This is a genomic window from Streptomyces boetiae (assembly GCF_031845405.1).
Classification (GTDB): Bacteria; Actinomycetota; Actinomycetes; order Streptomycetales; family Streptomycetaceae; genus Streptomyces; species Streptomyces boetiae.
On sequence record NZ_JAVREN010000008.1, the window covers coordinates 174,631 to 191,884 of the forward strand.

The 17,254-nt window shown below is 75.2% G+C and carries 13 protein-coding genes and 1 pseudogene; 8 read left to right on the top strand and 6 right to left on the bottom strand.

What is annotated here, in order from left to right; genetic code table 11:
- Positions 1 to 4 precede the first annotated feature (4 nt).
- Positions 5 to 2,125, bottom strand: coding sequence for a glycosyltransferase family 2 protein (locus RM780_RS08370; protein WP_311629917.1), 2,121 nt, complete (start codon positions 2,123 to 2,125; stop codon positions 5 to 7).
- 144 nt (positions 2,126 to 2,269) lie between these two features.
- Complete coding sequence (locus RM780_RS08375; protein ID WP_311629918.1) at positions 2,270 to 2,614, bottom strand: DUF3817 domain-containing protein; 345 nt, start codon at positions 2,612 to 2,614, stop codon at positions 2,270 to 2,272.
- Between the two features lie 167 nt (positions 2,615 to 2,781).
- On the opposite strand from RM780_RS08375, the pseudogene RM780_RS08380 reads away from it, so the two are divergent.
- Positions 2,782 to 3,246 (top strand): annotated as a pseudogene (locus RM780_RS08380) (MarR family winged helix-turn-helix transcriptional regulator); the annotation flags it as partial.
- Between the two features lie 107 nt (positions 3,247 to 3,353).
- On the opposite strand, the gene RM780_RS08385 reads toward RM780_RS08380, so the two are convergent.
- Together RM780_RS08385 and RM780_RS08390 are read right to left on the bottom strand one after the other, a co-directional pair.
- Positions 3,354 to 4,850 (bottom strand): sensor histidine kinase, encoded by a 1,497-nt coding sequence (locus tag RM780_RS08385; RefSeq protein ID WP_311629919.1) that lies wholly within the window; start codon positions 4,848 to 4,850, stop codon positions 3,354 to 3,356.
- Entirely contained in the window at positions 4,843 to 5,508 is a 666-nt protein-coding gene (locus RM780_RS08390) for a response regulator transcription factor (protein ID WP_311629920.1), read from the bottom strand. The genes RM780_RS08385 and RM780_RS08390 overlap by 8 nt, the downstream gene beginning before the upstream one ends.
- 119 nt (positions 5,509 to 5,627) lie before the next feature.
- On the opposite strand from RM780_RS08390, the gene RM780_RS08395 reads away from it, so the two are divergent.
- Positions 5,628 to 6,410, top strand: a complete 783-nt coding sequence (locus tag RM780_RS08395) for a PepSY domain-containing protein (RefSeq protein WP_311629921.1) — start codon at positions 5,628 to 5,630, stop codon at positions 6,408 to 6,410.
- A gap of 204 nt (positions 6,411 to 6,614) precedes the next feature.
- Here the strand turns inward: RM780_RS08395 and meaB are convergent, their stop codons facing one another.
- The gene (gene meaB / locus RM780_RS08400; RefSeq protein WP_311629922.1) at positions 6,615 to 7,577 is read right to left on the bottom strand and encodes a methylmalonyl Co-A mutase-associated GTPase MeaB; all 963 of its coding nucleotides are present in this window, start codon (positions 7,575 to 7,577) and stop codon (positions 6,615 to 6,617) included.
- Positions 7,578 to 7,726: 149 nt separating this feature from the next.
- Positions 7,727 to 8,929 carry an acetyl-CoA C-acetyltransferase gene (locus RM780_RS08405; protein WP_311629923.1) on the bottom strand — a complete coding sequence of 401 codons (1,203 nt, stop codon included), beginning with the start codon at positions 8,927 to 8,929 and terminating at the stop codon, positions 7,727 to 7,729.
- 135 nt (positions 8,930 to 9,064) lie between these two features.
- Here RM780_RS08405 and mce point away from each other — a divergent pair, with 135 nt between their 5' ends.
- From mce to RM780_RS08435, 6 genes are all read left to right on the top strand, one after another.
- Positions 9,065 to 9,517 (top strand): methylmalonyl-CoA epimerase, encoded by a 453-nt coding sequence (mce, locus tag RM780_RS08410; protein ID WP_311629924.1) that lies wholly within the window; start codon positions 9,065 to 9,067, stop codon positions 9,515 to 9,517.
- Between the two features lie 130 nt (positions 9,518 to 9,647).
- Entirely contained in the window at positions 9,648 to 12,968 is a 3,321-nt protein-coding gene (locus RM780_RS08415) for a hypothetical protein (RefSeq protein ID WP_311629925.1), read from the top strand.
- A gap of 275 nt (positions 12,969 to 13,243) precedes the next feature.
- A complete protein-coding gene (locus RM780_RS08420; protein WP_311629926.1) occupies positions 13,244 to 14,188 on the top strand; it encodes a coiled-coil domain-containing protein in 945 nt (314 codons plus the stop codon).
- Between the two features lie 100 nt (positions 14,189 to 14,288).
- On the top strand, positions 14,289 to 15,215 hold the full coding sequence (locus tag RM780_RS08425; protein WP_311629927.1) for an ABC transporter ATP-binding protein: 927 nt from the start codon (positions 14,289 to 14,291) through the stop codon (positions 15,213 to 15,215).
- Between the two features lie 3 nt (positions 15,216 to 15,218).
- Positions 15,219 to 15,986: an ABC transporter permease gene (locus RM780_RS08430; protein ID WP_311629928.1), complete on the top strand. Its 768-nt coding sequence runs from the start codon at positions 15,219 to 15,221 to the stop codon at positions 15,984 to 15,986.
- Positions 15,987 to 16,069: 83 nt separating this feature from the next.
- The coding region (locus RM780_RS08435) for an ABC transporter ATP-binding protein (protein ID WP_311629933.1) at positions 16,070 to 17,254 on the top strand (1,185 nt) is incomplete at its 3' end.

A 17,254-nucleotide genomic window follows, 5' to 3' on the forward strand; every position in this document is an offset into this window, starting at 1 on the left:
GGCGTCAGATCAGCTCCCGCTCGTGCGTTGCGGCGTATGCGCCGCCGGGGGCCGGGTCCCCGGCGGCGACTTCGGTTGCCGGCTCCGCGCCGGACGCGGCCGCTCGCGCGCTGTCCGGCGGAGCCGGGAGGGCCCCCGCGTGTGCGGCCTCCGGCTCCGCCGCCGGACCGCCGTCCGCGGCGAGAACGGCCGCCCGGCCGCAGGCCCCCGGAACGAGCGCCGGCTCCGGCTCCTTGCCGGCCTCCGTCCCGGCCCGGCCTGAGGCGAACGCCCGGCCCGGCGCCGAGCCGGCATTCTGGCCGGGCGCGGCCGGAGCGAACGCCGGGGCCGGCGTGGAGGCGGAGCCTCGCACCCGGGCGCGGTCGCCGACCGCGCCGGGGGCGCACGCGGCCGCAGGCTCAGGCGCGCCGCTGGCGGACGGCTCGGGCACGGTGACCGTGGACGCCGCCAGCGGCTCGGGGGCGCCGCGGGTGCTCAGCCACCACACCGCCGGAGGCGCGACGCAGATGGCCAGGGCCAGGAGGGCCCACGTGCGCATCGCCACGTGGGTGTGGCCGAGGACGGCCGAGACGGCGAAGGCCGTTCCGAGGATCGCCGCCCAGAAGAGGTGGAGGCGGAAGGTGGCCGGCCGGTCGGGGCTCGCCTCGCGGCCCTTGGGGGTGACGACGAAGCCGCAGCGCCGCCGCAGCAGCGCGTCCAGCAGCGAGCGGGCGTAGACGGGGGCGCACAGCGCGGACATCAGCATCCCGGCGGCGCCGGAGGAGCCGGCGGGCTCGTGCGGGGAGACGTTGTGCCGCCGGTTCCAGACGTAGAGGCCGATCTGAAGGGCGGCCACGTCGCTGTAGAGCATCATCCATACGGAGGAGGCGACCTGCGTGCCGGAGGCGCCGAGGGTGAGGTAGAGCGTGCAGCCCAGGGCCCCGAGCACCCAGGTGACGGCCGCCATGGGGTAGAACGCCAGCATCAGCGAGTAGTTGAAGAGGGTGCCGGCCGTGTGGCGGTTGGGGCCCCGGCCGTACTGGCGCAGGATCGTCTCGTACGTGCCGCGCGACCAGCGCAGCTGCTGGGAGAAGAAGTCGGTCCAGGAGGAGGGGCCCTCGCCGACCGCGAGCACGTCCGGGGTGTAGACGGAGCGCCAGCGGCGGCCGGTGTCGGGGTTGACCGCGCGGTGCAGCTCGAAGCCGGTGGCCATGTCCTCGGTGACCGAGTCGGCCAGGCCGCCGACGGCGCGCAGGGCGGAGATCCGCACGGCGTTGTTGGTGCCCACGAACATCGGGGAGCCGTAGCGATTCCCGGCCCGCTGGATGAGGGCGTGGAAGAGGAACTGCTGGCTCTCGGCCGCCTTGGTCACCGGCGCCGCGTAGTTGCCGTAGACCTGCGGGCCGACGACGAAGGCGACGTCCGGGTCGCGGAAGTAGCCCAGCATCCGCTCCAGGTAGCCGGGCAGCGGCACGTGGTCGGTGTCCACGGAGGCGAAGTAGTCGTACTCCTCGCCGTGCGCCTGGAGCCAGGCGTTGTAGTTGCCGTGCTTGGTGCCGGCCCGGTGGCGGCCGGTGGGCTGGTTCCACTCGGGAACGCCCTTGCGGGTGAAGTGGCGCACGCCCAGCTCGCCGCACAGCTCGCGCACGACGGGGTCGTCGCCCTCGTCGAGCAGCCAGACGTGGAGGGTCCCGGCGTGCCGGAGGCGGACGGCGCCCTCCAGGGTCGCGCGGACCATGGCCAGGGGCTCCTTGCCCGGCACGTAGGTGGTGAGGAAGGCGACCCGGGTGCCGACCTCGGGGACCACGGGAACGGGGTCGCGGGCGACGAGGGTGGCGTGGGCGACGGAGACGACGTTGACGAGGCGGAAGACCTCGATGACGGCGATGCCGCCGAGCATCACGGCGTCGGCGGCCGGCAGCCACCAGGCGGCGTTCTCGCGCTCGGTCCAGTGGCTCGGCCAGATCAGCCACAGCAGCAGGACGGCGGAGAGCAGCGGCGCCAGCGTCATCAGCAGCGTGGCGCGTATTCGGTGGGGCTCGCGCGCGATGAGGGTCCGGTAGCGGACCCGGTAGTGGGGCTCGGGTTCGGTGAGGGGCCCGGCGAGTCGGCTGTAGGTCTCGTAGTCGTAGCCTCCGAGCCGCACGTTGCCTCCCTGAACGACGAAAGCCGCAAAACCGACATATCAACGACACGTCAGTTCGGGGGCTGTGTCGAACCGGGAGGGTCCGAGTGAGCTAAGCGGGAGCGGGTCCCCGCCGGCCGCGCGGGGCGTCCGGCCGAGGGGCCGTCAGGCGCTGACGACGCCCTCGCGCCGGACCCTGGCGGCGATCACCGCGTCCTCCTGGGCGCGGCGCAGCCGCCGCTCCGCGAAGAAGCCGCCGGCCGGGAGCACCGACATCAGCAGGTACCAGACGGCCGTCCGCACGGGCCACTTGGCGCGGTTCCACGCGTCCGCCCACATCAGGACGTACGCGATGAACAGGAGTCCGTGCACCATGCCCATCACGGGCACCGCGTCGAAGTCGGTCGTCCTGCGCAGCACCGAGCAGAGCAGGAGCAGCAGGAAGGAGACCGCCTCGGGGGCGGAGACCAGGCGGAGCCGGCGGAGGGCGGAGGCTGTCTTGAGTTCCATGGTCCGAAGGCCGCTTTCCCTCTGTGGAGTGGGGTCGGGTGGGGGGCGCCGGGCGCGCGGCCGGGGCGTTCGGCCCTTGTGAACGCACGCACAAGCCCTCGGTCATTGTGGCAGCCCGCCGTCCGGGCGAGGCGGGCGGGGGTCGGCCGTTGGTTAGAGTGCAGGCCATGGAGACCGATCCCGGCGAGCCCGCCCCGCGCTGGCTCAGCGACGAGGAGCAGCGCGCCTGGCGCACCCATCTGGCGGTCAGCAAGCTGCTGATGCACCGGCTGGAGCGGGACCTGCAGCCGTTCGGCCTGACCATGAACGACTACGAGATCCTGGTGAACCTCTCCGAGTCCGCCGGGCACCGGATGCGGATGAGCGACCTGGCCGCCGCCACGCTCCAGTCCAAGAGCAGGCTCTCCCACCAGATCACGCGGATGGAGCGGGCCGGGCTGGTGCGGCGCGAGCACTGCGACTCCGACAAGCGCGGTCTGTTCGCGGCGCTGACCGAGCACGGCTGGGCCACGATGCGGGAGGTCGCGCCGCACCATGTCGCCTCGGTGCGGCGGCACTTCGTGGACCTCCTCAGCGAGGAGGACCTGGCCGCGCTCCACCGCTCCCTCGACCCGGTCGCCGAACACCTCCGCGAGGGCCACGCCCCGGCGCGGCCGGCCGAGCGCCGCGAGCCGGGCGCCCCCGCCGGGGAGGCCGGCCCGGCGCCGGGCCCCGCAGCTCAGCCGGGCCGGGACGCGGCCTAGCCGGCGGCGCCGTCGTCCGGGGCCGGGGAGGCCGGGGGCAGCGTCAGCGCGAAGAGCGCGCCGCCCTCGGGGGCGCGGGAGACGGTGAGGGTCCCGCCGTGGCGCTCGGCCACGTCGCGGGCGATGGCCAGGCCGAGGCCCGCGCCGCCCTCGTCGCGGCTGCGCGCGTCGTCCAGCCGCACGAACCGCTCGAAGATCCGCTCCCGGTCCTCCTCCGGCACCCCGGGCCCGTCGTCCGCGACCTCCACGACGGCCCGCCCCCGCTCCCCCGCCCGGACCGAGACCCGCACGGCCGAGGCGGCGTGGCGCTGGGCGTTGTCCAGGAGGTTCCCCAGCACCCGGGCGAGCTGGCCCGGGGAGCCGGTGATCCGCACGGGGGCAAGGCCCTCGGCGCGCACCGGCACGCGGTCCCCCGTCCGCCGCCGCAGGACCTCGGCCACCAGGTCCGCCGGCTCGACGCTCGCCCGCTGCGGGCGTTCCCCCGCGTCCAGCCGGGCCAGCAGCAGCAGGTCGGCGGCCAGGGTCTGGAGGCGGACGGTGTCCTCCACCGCGCCGGGCAGGTCGAGCAGCTCGGGGTGCGCGGCGGCCACCTCCAGCTGGGTGCGCAGGGAGGCGATGGGGCTGCGCAGCTCGTGGGAGGCGTCCGCGACGAAGCGCCGCTGGCGTTCCACGGAGTGCTCCAGCGCGGCGAGCGTCTCGTTGGTGGTGCGGGCCAGGCGGCCGATCTCGTCCCGCGCGGGCGGCTCGGGCACGCGGCGGGTGAGGTCGGTGGAGCGGGTGATGGCGGCCATCTCGCGGCGGATGCCCTCCACCGGGCGCAGCGCGCGGCGGGTGACCAGCCAGGTGACAGCCGCCACGACGGCGAGCAGCGCGGGAACGCCCACCAGCATCGAGTCGCGGACGCTGTCCACGGCGGCGCGCTCCACGCCCACCGGGGCGCCCGCGTGGACGACGGCCGCCTCGCCGCGCGTGGTGGTCACCTCGACCTGGGCGAAGCGGTAGTCGGCCGTGCGGCCGTCGATGGTGGCCGAGCCGGAGCGGTGGGCGACGCGGTCCCCGATCTCGCCGGGGCGCAGGCCTGTGCCGGCGTCCTCGTCATCGTCATCGTCATCGCTGTCGCTGTCGGTCTCCGCGTCGCTGTCGTCGTCGCCGTCCTCGCCGGGCGCGGGCTGCCGCTGCGCCGGGGGGCGCTGGGGCGTGACGACGGAGGTGGAGGTGCCGCTGATCGCCTCGAGCCCGTCGTTGACCGCCCGCACCAGGCCGTCCCCGTCCACCACCTGCACGGGGGCGTCGCCGTCCAGCTCCAGGTCCTCGAATCCCGTGCCGGTGGCGAGCTGGCCGGCCACGTCGCGGGCGGCGACATCGGCCTGGAGGTCCACCTGCTCGCCGAGGTTGCCGCGCAGCAGGCCGAGCATCACCAGCCCGGCCGCGATCAGTGCGACGGCGACCACGGCGGTCGCGCCCAGCGCCGCCCGCGCCCGGACGCTACCCACGGCCGGCCGCCAGGCGGTAGCCGGCGCCACGCACCGTGTGGATCAGGCCGGGGCCGAGCTTGCGGCGCAGGGTGCTGATGTAGACCTCGACGATGTTCGGGTCGCCGTCGTAGGCGAAGTCCCAGCCGTGGGCCAGGATCTCGGCCTTGGGGACCACCTCTCCGGCCCGCCCGGCCAGGTGCTCCAGCACGGCGAACTCCTTGGCCGTCAGCGTCACCTCGGCCCCGCCCCGGGTCACCCGGCGGGCCGCCCGGTCCACGACCAGGTCCCCGATCCGCAGCGCGGGCGCGGCGCCACGGCCCCGGCGGCGCAGCAGGGCGCGGACGCGGGCGACCAGGACGACGTAGGAGAACGGCTTGGTGAGGTAGTCGTCGGCGCCGGTGTCCAGGCCCTCGGCCTCGTCGTACTCGCCGTCCTTGGCGGTCAGCATGAGGATCGGCGTCTCGTCCCCGGCGGCGCGCAGCGCGGAGCAGACGCGGTAGCCGTTCATTCCCGGAAGCATGATGTCGAGGATGATCAGGTCGTAGCCGTCCTCGGTCGCCCGGTGCAGCCCGTCGGTCCCGGTGTGGGCCACGTCCACGGCGAAGCCCTCGGCCGTGAGTCCCCGGGCGAGGGAGAGGGCCAGCCGGCGTTCGTCCTCCACGATCAGCACGCGCATGGGCCCAGCTTGGCAAATGCTTCCTGAAGAGGACTTCAGGTTGCTTCAGGTCCGCTTCAGCAACGATCCGCGAAGGTCGTGACCGCACCGGAGGACAGACCGTTCGGAGGGACCTGATCATGAAGCGCAACATCATCATCGCGGTGGCCGCGGCGGGCGCCGTCATCGGCGGCGGCGCGCTGGCGGGCGCGGCGCTCGGCTCGGAGGGGGACGGAGACGGGGCAACGGACGCGGTGGCCGCCGCGGCGCAGCCGCGGGACGTCGGGCTCGACGGCGCGGAGGGGGACGGGGACGGCTCGGCCGCGCTGCGGGCGGCCGGGGCCGCGCTGGACGAGGTGCCGGGGCTTGTCGCGGAGATCGAGTGGCACGGGGGCGACCGGGACGACGACCGGGACGACGACGGCCGGGCGCGCGGCTGGGAGGTGGAGGTGCTCGGCGAGGACGGCGCCTGGCACCGGGTGCTGATCGCGGAGGACGGCGGCGAGGTGCTGGGCAGCGGCCCGGCCGACCGGGACGACGACTCCCCCCAGGGCGCCGCCGTGGACGCGGCCGAGGCCATCCGCCTGGCCGAGCGCGAGACGGGCGCGACCCTGCGCGAGGCCACGCTGGACGACGGCGCCTGGGAGCTGGAACTCCGCGCCGAGGACGGCACGGAGCACGAACTGCGGGTGGACCCGGCCACCGGGGAGATCACGCATGCGGAACGGGACGCGGACGACGACCGGGACGACAGGGACGAGGACGGGGACCACCGCGAGGACGACACCCGGGACGACGACCGGGACGACAGGGATGACGACAGGGATGACGACCGGGACGACAGCCGCGAGGACAGCGGGGACGACGCGCGGGACGACAGCGCGGCGGACGACGGTGACGACGACGCCGACGACCGGAGCTGATTCCGGGAGCGCGACCGGGGCCCCGGCCCCCCGGGACACCCGGGGGGCGCCCGCGCGGAACGCGCGGACCGGAACGACGGCGGAGCGGAGGACAGCCGGAACCTCTGACGGCCGCGACGCCCGCGAGGGGACCCGCGCGGGGGTCGACGGCCCGCGCCGCGGGACCCCTCACAGGCCGCGCCGGCGACGGCGCGGCCGGGACGTTCAGGGACCCGTGACGCCCTCGATCAGTTCGTCGGCCGCCGCGTAGGGGTCGAGGCCGCCGGCCACGATGCGTTCCGCGAGGGCGGTCAGGCGGCGGTCGCCGCGGAGGTCCGCGATGCGCTCGCGCAGCGCCGTGACGGCGATGGTCTCGACCTCGCGGGCCGCGCGGCGGGTGCGCCGGGCGTTCAGCTCGCCGCGCTCCTCCATCCACGCGCGGTGCTTGTCCAGCGCGGCCACGACGTCCTCGACGCCCTCGCCGCGCGCGGCGACCGTCTTCACCACGGAGGGGCGCCAGTCGCCGGGCTTGCGGGCCTCGCCGAGCCCGAGCATGTGGTTCAGCTCGCGGACGGTGGCGTCCGCGCCGTCCCGGTCCGCCTTGTTGACGACGAAGACGTCGCCGATCTCCAGGATTCCGGCCTTCGCCGCCTGGATGCCGTCGCCCATGCCGGGGGCGAGCAGCACCACCGCCGTGTCGGCCTGGGCGGCGATCTCCACCTCGGACTGGCCGACGCCCACGGTCTCCACCAGGATCACGTCGCACCCGGCCGCGTCCAGCACGCGGACCGCCTGGGGGGCGGCCCAGGCCAGGCCCCCCAGGTGGCCGCGGGTAGCCATGGAACGGATGAACACGCCGGGGTCGCCGGCGTGTTCGCCCATCCTGATCCGGTCCCCGAGCAGGGCACCGCCGGAGAACGGCGAGGAGGGGTCGACGGCGAGCACGCCGACGCGTTTCCCGGCCCGCCGGTAGGCGGTCACCAGGGCGGAGGTGGAGGTGGACTTGCCGACGCCCGGGGAGCCCGTCAGGCCCACGACGTACGCGTGGCCGGTGTGGGGCGCCAGCGCCGCCATCACCTCGCGCAGCCGGGGCGAGGCCCCTTCCACCAGGGAGATCAGCCGGGCGACCGCCCTGGGCCGGCCCTCGCGCGCGCCGGCCACCAGGTCCTGCACGTCGATCTCCGTCACCGTCTCCGCATTCCCTTCTCGTCCCGCTCGCGTCCCGGTATGGCCGACATGGCCCGGTGCGCCCCAGTCTCTCCCGCCGCGTCCGGCCGGGCCGCCCGCCCGCACGCGGGCCGGCCCGTCCTCCGCCGGGGGCGCCGGGGGCGCCGGGGTCAGGCCCGCGGCACGCGCACGATCAGGGCGTCGCCCTGGCCACCGCCGCCGCACAGGGCGGCAGCGCCGGTGCCGCCGCCGCGCCGGCGCAGCTCCAGCGCCAGGTGCAGCACCACGCGGGCGCCGGACATGCCGATGGGGTGGCCCAGCGCGATGGCGCCGCCGTTCACGTTCACCTTTTCCGGGGTGACGCCCAGGGCCTTCATTGACTGGACGGCGACAGCCGCGAACGCCTCGTTGATCTCGATGAGATCGAGGTCGTCGACGCTCAGGCCCTCCTTGCCCAGGGCGTGCTGGATGGCGTTGGCCGGCTGCGAGTGCAGGGAGTTGTCCGGGCCCGCGACGTTGCCGTGGGCGCCGATCTCGGCCAGCCACTCCAGGCCCAGCTCCTCGGCCTTGGCCTTGGACATGACCACGACGGCGGCGGCGCCGTCGGAGATCTGCGAGGAGGTGCCGGCGGTGATGGTGCCGTCCCTGGAGAACGCCGGGCGCAGGCGCGCCAGGGACTCCTCGGTGGTGTCGCCGCGGACGCCCTCGTCGTGCGCGAAGAGGACCGGGTCACCCTTGCGCTGCGGGATCTCCACGGGGGTGATCTCGGCCTCGAAGACGCCGTTCTTCGCGGCGGCGGCGGCCCGCTGGTGGGACAGGGCCGCGACGGCGTCCTGCTCGGCGCGGGTGATGCCCAGGCGGGCGTTGAAGTTCTCCGTGGAGGCGCCCATCGGGATGCCTTCGAGGGAGTCGGTGAGGCCGTCGTGCGCCATGGAGTCGAGGACCTCCAGGGAGCCGTACTTGTAGCCCTCCCGGGACTTCGGCAGCAGGTGCGGCGCGTTGGTCATCGACTCCTGGCCGCCGGCCACGATCACGTCGAACTCGCCCGCCCGGATGAGCTGGTCGGCCAGGGCGATGGCGTCCAGGCCCGAGAGGCAGACCTTGTTCACCGTGAGTGCCGGGACGGTCAGCGGGATGCCGGCCTTGGTGGCGGCCTGCCGCGCCGGGATCTGCCCCGCCCCGGCCTGGAGGACCTGCCCCATGATCACGTACTGCACCTGCTCGCCGGAGACCCCGGCGCGCTCCAGCGCGGCCTTGATGGCGAAGCCGCCCAGCTCCGCGCCGGAGAAGGGCTTGAGCGAGCCGAGCAGGCGGCCCATGGGAGTCCTGGCACCCGCGACGACCACGGAGGTGATGCCGTTGGTTGCTGTCATGCTGCACTCCTCGGAAGAATCGGGAGTAAACGAGGGTTTACGTCAATCTACAGAGCGTGATGCGGGGGGTCACCGGCGCGTCCGTGTGACGGTGCGCACGTTGCAACCTCCCCGTAAAGACGATGCACTAGGGGAATGTTGACGCGTATCGATCACATCGGGATCGCCTGCTTCGACCTCGACGCGACGGTGGAGTTCTACCGTGCGACCTACGGTTTCGAGGTCTTCCACTCGGAGGTCAACGAGGAGCAGGGCGTGCGCGAGGCCATGCTCAGGATCAACGGCACCGACGACGGCGGCGCCTCCTACCTCCAGCTCCTCGAGCCCACCCGCGAGGATTCCGCGGTCGGCAAGTGGCTGGCCAAGAACGGCGAGGGCGTGCACCACATCGCCTTCGGCACCGCCGACGTGGACGGCGACGCGGCGGAGATCCGCGGCAAGGGCGTGCGGGTGCTGTACGACGAGCCCCGGCGCGGCTCCATGAACTCCCGCATCACCTTCCTGCACCCCAAGGACTGTCACGGAGTGCTCACGGAGCTCGTGACGGCCGCCGCCAAGGATCCCTCCGACGAGGCCGGAGCCCACTGACGCGAGCTGCCCCGGCCGGTAGAGTGGCCCAGCCGGGGCATGGCTTCCAGCTCGTCCCGCGTTCGCCCGAAGACCGGAGCGACAACCGGATCTTGCTTCACCACGACCAGGGGACGGATGGGACCGCGCAGTGCGGGGCTACGACGCCTACCAGGCTGAGGACCACCTCTCGCAGCTCGAAGCCGAGATGGAGCGGCTGAAGAAGGAGCGGGACAAGGCGGTCGACCACGCCGACGACCTCGGCTACCAGGTCGAGGTGTTGCGCGCCAAGCTGCACGAGGTGCGCCGGGCGCTGGCCCTGCGCCCCGTGTACGGGGACCTCACCGCCCACGCCGAGCAGCTACTGCGCACCGCCCAGCACCAGGCGGACCAGATCCGCTCGGACGCCGAGCGCGAGCTGCGGGAGGCCCGGGCCAGGACGCAGCGGGTCCTGCAGGAGCAGTCCGAGCAGCGGGCGCGGATGGAGGCCGAGCTGCACGCCGAGGCGGTGGGCCGCCGCCAGCGCCTGGACGAGGAGCTGGCGCAGCGCCGCTCCACCGTCGAGTCCCACGTCAACGAGAACGTCGCCTGGGCCGAGCAGCTGCGCGCCCGGAGCGAGGCGCAGGCCCGCCGGCTGCTGGAGGAGAGCCGGGCGGAGGCCGAGCAGACCGTCTCCCAGGCCCGGGCCGAGGCCCTGCGGCTGGCCGAGGAGGCCCGGGCGCGCCTGGCGGCGGAGGCCGAGACCGCCCGCGCGGAGGCCGAGGAGCTGCTGCGCCGGGCCCGCGCGGACGCCGAGCGGATGCTGACGGCCGCCTCCACGCAGGCCCAGGAGGCCGCCGACCACGCCGACCTGCTGCGGACCACGACCGCGCAGGAGGCGGACACCGGCCGCCGGGAGGCCGCCGCGCTGGTCCGCAAGGCCGAGGAGCGGGCGAACGAGGCCCAGGCGGAGCTGCGGACCGCTCGCGAGGAGGCCGAGCGGCTGGTCGCGGAGGCCACGGCGGACGCGGAGAAGCGCCGCGCCGTGGCCGAGTCGGACTACGAGCAGCGCACCTCGACGGCCAAGGCCGAGGTCGCGCGGATGGTCGGCGAGGCCACCCGGGACGCGGAGAGCCGCAGGGCCGAGGCCCAGCAGGCGCTGGACGAGGCGCGGGCCGAGGCCGAGCGGCTGGTGTCCGAGGCGGCGGAGGAGGCGCGTTCCAAGTCCGCCGAGGAGTACGCGGCGCAGCTGGCCGAGGCGGCGCGGACCGCCGAGGAGGTGCTCACCTCCGCCGAGCAGGAGGCGAAGGCCACCACCCGGGCCGCCGTGGAGGAGGCCGAACGCCTGCGGCAGGCCGCCGAGGAGGAGGCCGACCGGCTGCGCGCCGAGGCGCACGACGTGGCCGAGCAGCTCAAGGGCGCGGCCCAGTCGGACACCGAGGAGTACCGGGCCAAGACGGTCCAGCTCCAGGAGGAGGCCCGCCGGCTGCGCGGCGAGGCGGAGCAACTGCGCGCCGAGGCGGCCGAGGAGGGCGAGCGGCTGCGGGCCGAGGCCCGCCGGGAGGCCGTGGCGCAGATCGAGCAGGCGGCGGCCACGGCCGAGGAGGTGCTGACCCAGGCCCGCGCGGACGCCGAGGAGCTGCGGGCGGCGGCCACCTCCGAGAGCGAACGGGTGCGCACCGAGGCGATCGAGCGGGCCACGACGCTGCGCAATCAGGCCGAGGCGGCGCTGAAGAAGGCGCGCGCGGAGGCGGAGAAGCAGCGCACGGACGCGGGCGCGCAGGCGGAGCGCACGACCCAGGAGGCCGAGGAGACCGCGCGCCGGATGCGCTCCGAGGCGCGGGAGGCGGCGCGCGCGGAGCGCGAGGCCGCCACCGCCGAGCTGGAGCGGCTGCGGGCCGAGGCCGAGGAGCGGCTGGCGCAGGCCGAGGACGCGCTGGCCTCGGCCCGCGCGGAGGCGGACCGCATCCGCGCGGAGGCCCTGGCGGAGAACGAGCGGCTGCGGGCGGAGGCGGCGGAGCGGATCCGGGCGCTGACCGAGCAGGCCGAGCAGGCTGCGGCGCAAGTGCGCGAGGAGGCGATGGCCGACGCGGCCCGCTTCCGCGTGGAGGGCGAGGAGCTGGCGGTCCGGCTGCGCGGCGAGGCCATCGCCGAGGCCGACCGGCTGCGCGACGCGGCCACCCAGTCCGCGGACCGGGTGCGGGCCGACGCGGCGGCGGCGGCCGAGCGGACGGCGGCCGAGGCGGCGCAGGCGCTGGCCGCGGCCCAGGAGGAGGCCGGCCGGCTGCGGGCCGAGGCCGACGCGCTGCTGGAGGAGGCCCGCGAGGCCGCGCACCGGGAGCGCGCGCAGGCGCACGCCCAGAGCGAGGAGCTGCTGGCCTCCGCGCGGGGGCGCATCGACGACGCCGAGCGCCGGGCGGAAACGCTGGTGGCCGCCGCCGAGCACAAGGCGCAGCAGGTGCGCGACTCGGTCGCGGGGCTGCGGGAGGCCGCCGAGGCGGAGATCGCCACCCACCGCTCGGAGGCCGAGCGCGAGGCCGCCCGCGTGCTGCGGGAGTCGGCCGAGGAGAAGGAGGCCGCCTCCGCGCTGGCCGAACGGACCGTCAAGGACGCGCTGGCGGAGGCGGAGCGGCAGCGCTCCGGCGCCGCCGCGGAGGCCGAGCGGGTGCGCGCCGAGGCCGACGCGCTGCTGGACAGCGCCCGCACCGAGGCGGCCCGCAAGCGGAGCGAGGCGGCCGAGCAGGCCGACGAGCTGCTCTCCCAGGCGCAGGAGGAGGCGCTGCGCACCGCCGCCGCGGCGGAGAAGCAGTCCGACACGATGGTGGCCGCCGCCCGCCAGGAGGCGGGCCGCCTGGTCGAGGACGCCCAGGAGGCCTCCGCCCACCTGGTGGAGACCGCGCGGGCGGACGCCAACCAGCTCCTGGAGGAGGCGCGCCGGGACGCGGCGGCCATCCGCGAGCGGGCCGAGGAGCGCCGGGCCCGGGTGGACACCGAGGTGCAGGAGCTGCACGACCGTGCCAGGCGCGAGGCGGCCGAGCTGTCGCGGGCCGCGGGCGAGCGCGTCGACAAGCTGATGAAAGCCGCCGAGGAGCAGCGCGCCGAGGCCGCTGCCACCGCCGAACAGGCCGTCGCGGAGGCGAACGCCGAGGCGAGTAAGGTACGTGTCGCCGCGGTCAGGAAGGCGGAGGCACTGCTGAAGGACGCCGAGCAGCAGCGTGCGGGGGCGCTGCGCGAGACGCAGCAGATGCGGGCCGAGGCCGAGCGGGAGGCCAAGCGCACGGTGGAGGAGGGCAGGCGTGAGCTGGAGAAGCTCGCCCGCAGGCGCGCCGACATCAACGCCGAGATCTCCCGCGTGCAGGACGTGCTGGAGGCGCTGGAGTCCTTCGAGGCGCCCAAGCCCGGAGGCGGGAACGGCGGCGGAACGGTCGCGGCGGGCGCCGGCGCGGGGGCCGGCCCTCGCCGTCCCGGCGGCGGAAAGCGCCCGGCGAACTAGGGCGGGACCCGGCCGCTCGAGCCCCCGGGGACGGGCGCGCTCACCGGCCCGGGACCCGCAAGATCCACCGCGCGGGCACCCCGTGGTTGCGGCCGAACATTCTCCACACAGAAACCCGTTCGGCTCGATGACACGCCGGGTTGCCCCCTAGGATGATGCCTCCGAGGGCATGGACCCGTCCGACTCCAGGCTTTAGGAGCTCGACCTCGAAGCGCTGACCGCCCAGGCCCGACAGATCACCATCTCACTCAGCCGTCTGATTCGACAGGAACCTCATGAGCGAAACATCCTCCCCCTTCGGCTTCGAGCTCGTGCGGCGCGGCTACGACCGCGGGCAGGTGGACGACCGCATCTCCAAGCTCGTCGCCGACCGCGACAGCGCGCTGGCTCGTATCACGTCGCTGGAGAAGCGGATTGAGGAGCTGCACCTAGAGACGCAGAACGCCCAGGCAGCCATCTCCGACGCCGAGCCCTCCTACGCGGGTCTCGGCGCCCGGGTCGAGAAGATCCTCCGCCTCGCCGAGGAGGAGGCGAAGGACCTGCGCGAGGAGGCCCGTCGCGCGGCCGAGCAGCACCGGGAGCTGGCCGAGGCGGCGGCCCAGCAGGTGCGCAACGACGCCGAGTCCTACGCCGCCGAGCGCAAGGCCAAGGCCGAGGACGAGGGCTCCCGCATCGTCGAGAAGGCGCAGGGCGACGCCGCCGCCACCCGCGCCGAGGCGGAGAAGGACGCGCAGGCCAAGCGCGAGGAGGCCGACGCCCTCTTCGAGGACACCCGGGCGAAGGCGGCCCAGGCCGCGGCCGACTTCGAGACCAACCTCGCCAAGCGCCGCGAGCAGTCCGAGCGCGACCTGGCGTCCCGTCAGGCCAAGGCCGAGAAGCGCCTGGCCGAGATCGAGCACCGCGCCGAGCAGCTTCGCCTGGAGGCCGAGAAGCTGCGCACCGACGCCGAGCGGCGGGCCCGCCAGACGGTGGAGACCGCGCAGCGCCAGGCCGAGGACATCGTGGCCGACGCCAACGCCAAGGCCGACCGGATCCGCAGCGAGTCCGAGCGCGAGCTGGCCGCCCTGACCAACCGCCGCGACAGCATCAACGCCCAGCTGACCAACGTCCGCGAGATGCTGGCCACCCTGACCGGCGCTCAGGTCGCCGCCGCCACCCTCGGCGACGACGACGGCGACGAGGGCCTGGCCAAGGGCGTTCCCGCCCAGCAGTCCCGCTGACCCCGGAGGCGGCGGGCCCGCGCCCGCCCCCTCACCTCAACGGCGCAGGGGCCGCCGCCCCCACCGGGCGGCGGCCCCTGCGCCGTGTCAGCGTCGAACCGTGATCGAGGTGCGCGGCCTGACGAAGCGGTACGGCCCGAAGACGGCCGTGGACGGCCTCTCCTTCGCCGTGCGCCCCGGCCTGGTCACCGGCTTCCTCGGCCCCAACGGCGCGGGCAAATCCACCACGATGCGGATGATCCTGGGCCTGGACCACCCCACCTCCGGCACCGCCCTGATCGACGGCCGCCGCTACGACCGGCTGCGCCGGCCCCTCACCCGCATCGGCGCGCTCCTGGAGGCCAAGGCCGTCCACCCCGGCCGCACGGCCCGCCGGCACCTGACCTGGCTGGCCCAGAGCAACGGCATCCCGCCGGGCCGGGTCGGAGAGGTGCTGGACCTGGTGGGCCTGGAGTCCGTGGCCCGCAAGCGGCCCCGCGGCTTCTCCCTGGGCATGGGCCAGCGCCTGGGCATCGCCGCGGCCCTGCTGGGCGACCCGCGGGTGCTGATCTTCGACGAGCCGGTCAACGGCCTCGACCCCGAGGGCATCCACTGGGTGCGCCACCTGATGAAGCGGCTGGCCGCCGACGGCCGGACCGTGTTCGTCTCCAGCCACCTGATGAGCGAGATGGCCCTGACCGCCGACCACCTCGTGGTCATCGGTCAGGGCCGGCTCCTCGCCGACACCTCCATGGCCCGCTTCATCGCGGAGAACGCCCGCACCTTCGTGCGTGTCCGCACTCCCGAGCCCGAGCGGCTGCGCGACGCCCTGGCGACGGCCGGCATCGAGGCGCGCCAAGGCCCCGAGGGCGCCCTGGAGGCCGAACGCCCCCCCGCGGGCCCCGCGGAACTGGCCGCCCGGATCGGGGAGCTGGCCGCGGAGCGCGGCGTGGTCCTGCACGAGCTGAGTCCCCAGCGGGCCTCGCTGGAGGAGGCGTTCATGCGGCTGACGCACGGGCGCGTCGAGTACCAGGCGCGGGAGGGCTGAGCGGTGGCGGAGACCGGCCGGGTGCTGCGCGCGGAGTGGACCAAGATCAGCTCCGTGCGTTCCACGGTGTGGACGCTGGCCGCCGCGCTGCTGGTGACGGCCGCGCTGGGGACGTTGATCAGCGCCCTGACCGACCACACCTTCGACGACCTCTCGCGGCGCGAGCGGCTGACGTTCGACCCGACGCTGACCAGCTTCGCGGGGATCGCCCTGGGGCAGTTGGCCATGATCGCCTTCGGCATCCTGACCGTCTCCACCGAGTACAGCACCGGCATGATCCGCGCCTCTCTGGCCGCCGTGCCCCGCCGCGGGGTGCTGATGGCGGCGAAGCTGACGGTGGCCACCGCCCTGGCGCTGCTGGTCGGGATGGCCACCAGCTTCCTGACGTTCGCCCTCGGGCAGGCCGCGCTCGGCGAGCACCGCACGGACCTGGGACGGCCCGGGGTGCTGCGCGCCGTCTTCGGGGCCGGGCTCTACCTGGGGCTGATCGCGCTGTTCGCGATGGCCCTGACCTGGGTGCTGCGCAGCCCGATGCTGTCCTTCGGGGTGCTGATCCCCTTCTTCTTCATGATCTCCGGCATCCTGGCCAACGTCTCGGCCACCGAGCGGGTCGGGGACTGGCTGCCCGACCGGGCGGGCTCGCGGATCATGGCGGTCGTGGACGACGGGGAACGCCCCTACGGGCCGTGGACGGGGCTGCTGGTGATGCTGCTGTGGATCGCCGCCGCGCTGCTCGCCGGCTGGGCCGTGCTGCGGAAGCGGGACGCCTAGGGCCTTCCGGGACGCCGGGCCGCCGCAGCCGATAGGGTTCTGGGCTCAATGGGGGACGCGTATCGGCTGCGATGGGTGAGCGGATGATCGAGGCGATCGGCCTGAGCAAGAGCTACGGCTCGAAAACGGCCGTCTACAACCTGTCCTTCCGGGTGCAGCCCGGCAAGGTCACCGGCTTCCTCGGCCCGAACGGCGCCGGGAAGTCGACCACGATGCGGATGATCCTGGGCCTGGACGCGCCCACCTCCGGCACGGTCACGATCGGGGGCTACCCGTACCGGCAGCTCCCGAACGCCCCGCGCCTGGTGGGCGCGCTGCTGGACGCCAACGCCAAGCACGGGGGCCGCAGCGCCCGCGCCCACCTGCTGTGCCTGGCGCAGCTCGCGGGCATCCCGGCGCGGCGGGTGGACGAGGTGCTGGCCGTGGTGGGGCTGACGGAGGTGGCCAAGAAGCGCTCCAAGGGCTTCTCGCTCGGCATGGGCCAGCGGCTGGGCATCGCCGCGGCGCTGCTGGGCGACCCGCGGGTGCTGCTGTTCGACGAGCCGGTCAACGGCCTCGACCCCGAGGGCATCCTGTGGGTCAGGCACCTGATGCGGCGGCTGGCGGCCGAGGGCCGGACGGTGTTCGTCTCCAGCCACCTGATGAGCGAGATGGCGCAGACGGCCGACCACCTGATCGTCATCGGGCGCGGCCAGCTGATGGCCGACCTGCCGGTGCGGGACTTCATAGCGCAGAACTCCACGGGCTTCGCCCGGGTCCGCACGCCCGACGGGCAGCGGGAGGCGCTGGTCCGCGCGCTGAGCGCGGCGGGGGCGCAGGTCCAGCCGGAGGAGGACGGCGCGCTGAAGGTCTTCGGCTGCGAGCTCCCCCGGATCAGCGACCTGGCCCACGAGGCGGACGTGCGGCTGTGGGAGCTGTCCCCGCACCAGGCGTCCCTGGAGGAGGCCTACATGCGCATGACCCAGGGCGCGGTCGACTACCGCTCCACGGTCCCCCACCCCCCGGCCCCGCCCTACGCCCACGCGACCCCGCCGACGGCGTACGCGGCCCAGCCACCCGGCTCCCCGGCCCAGGCGCCCCCGCCGCCCGTCGCCGCCGCCCCGGCCCTCCCGGGCGAGGCGCCCCCGGCGGGCTTTCCGGCCCAGGCACCTCAGGCGGGCTTTCCGGCCCAGCCCCAGGCCGGGGCCTCCCCCGCCCAGGCCCCGCCGCTCGCTGGCACCGCCCCGGCCTTCCCGGTCCAAGCACCCCCGCCCGGGGCGGTGCCAGCG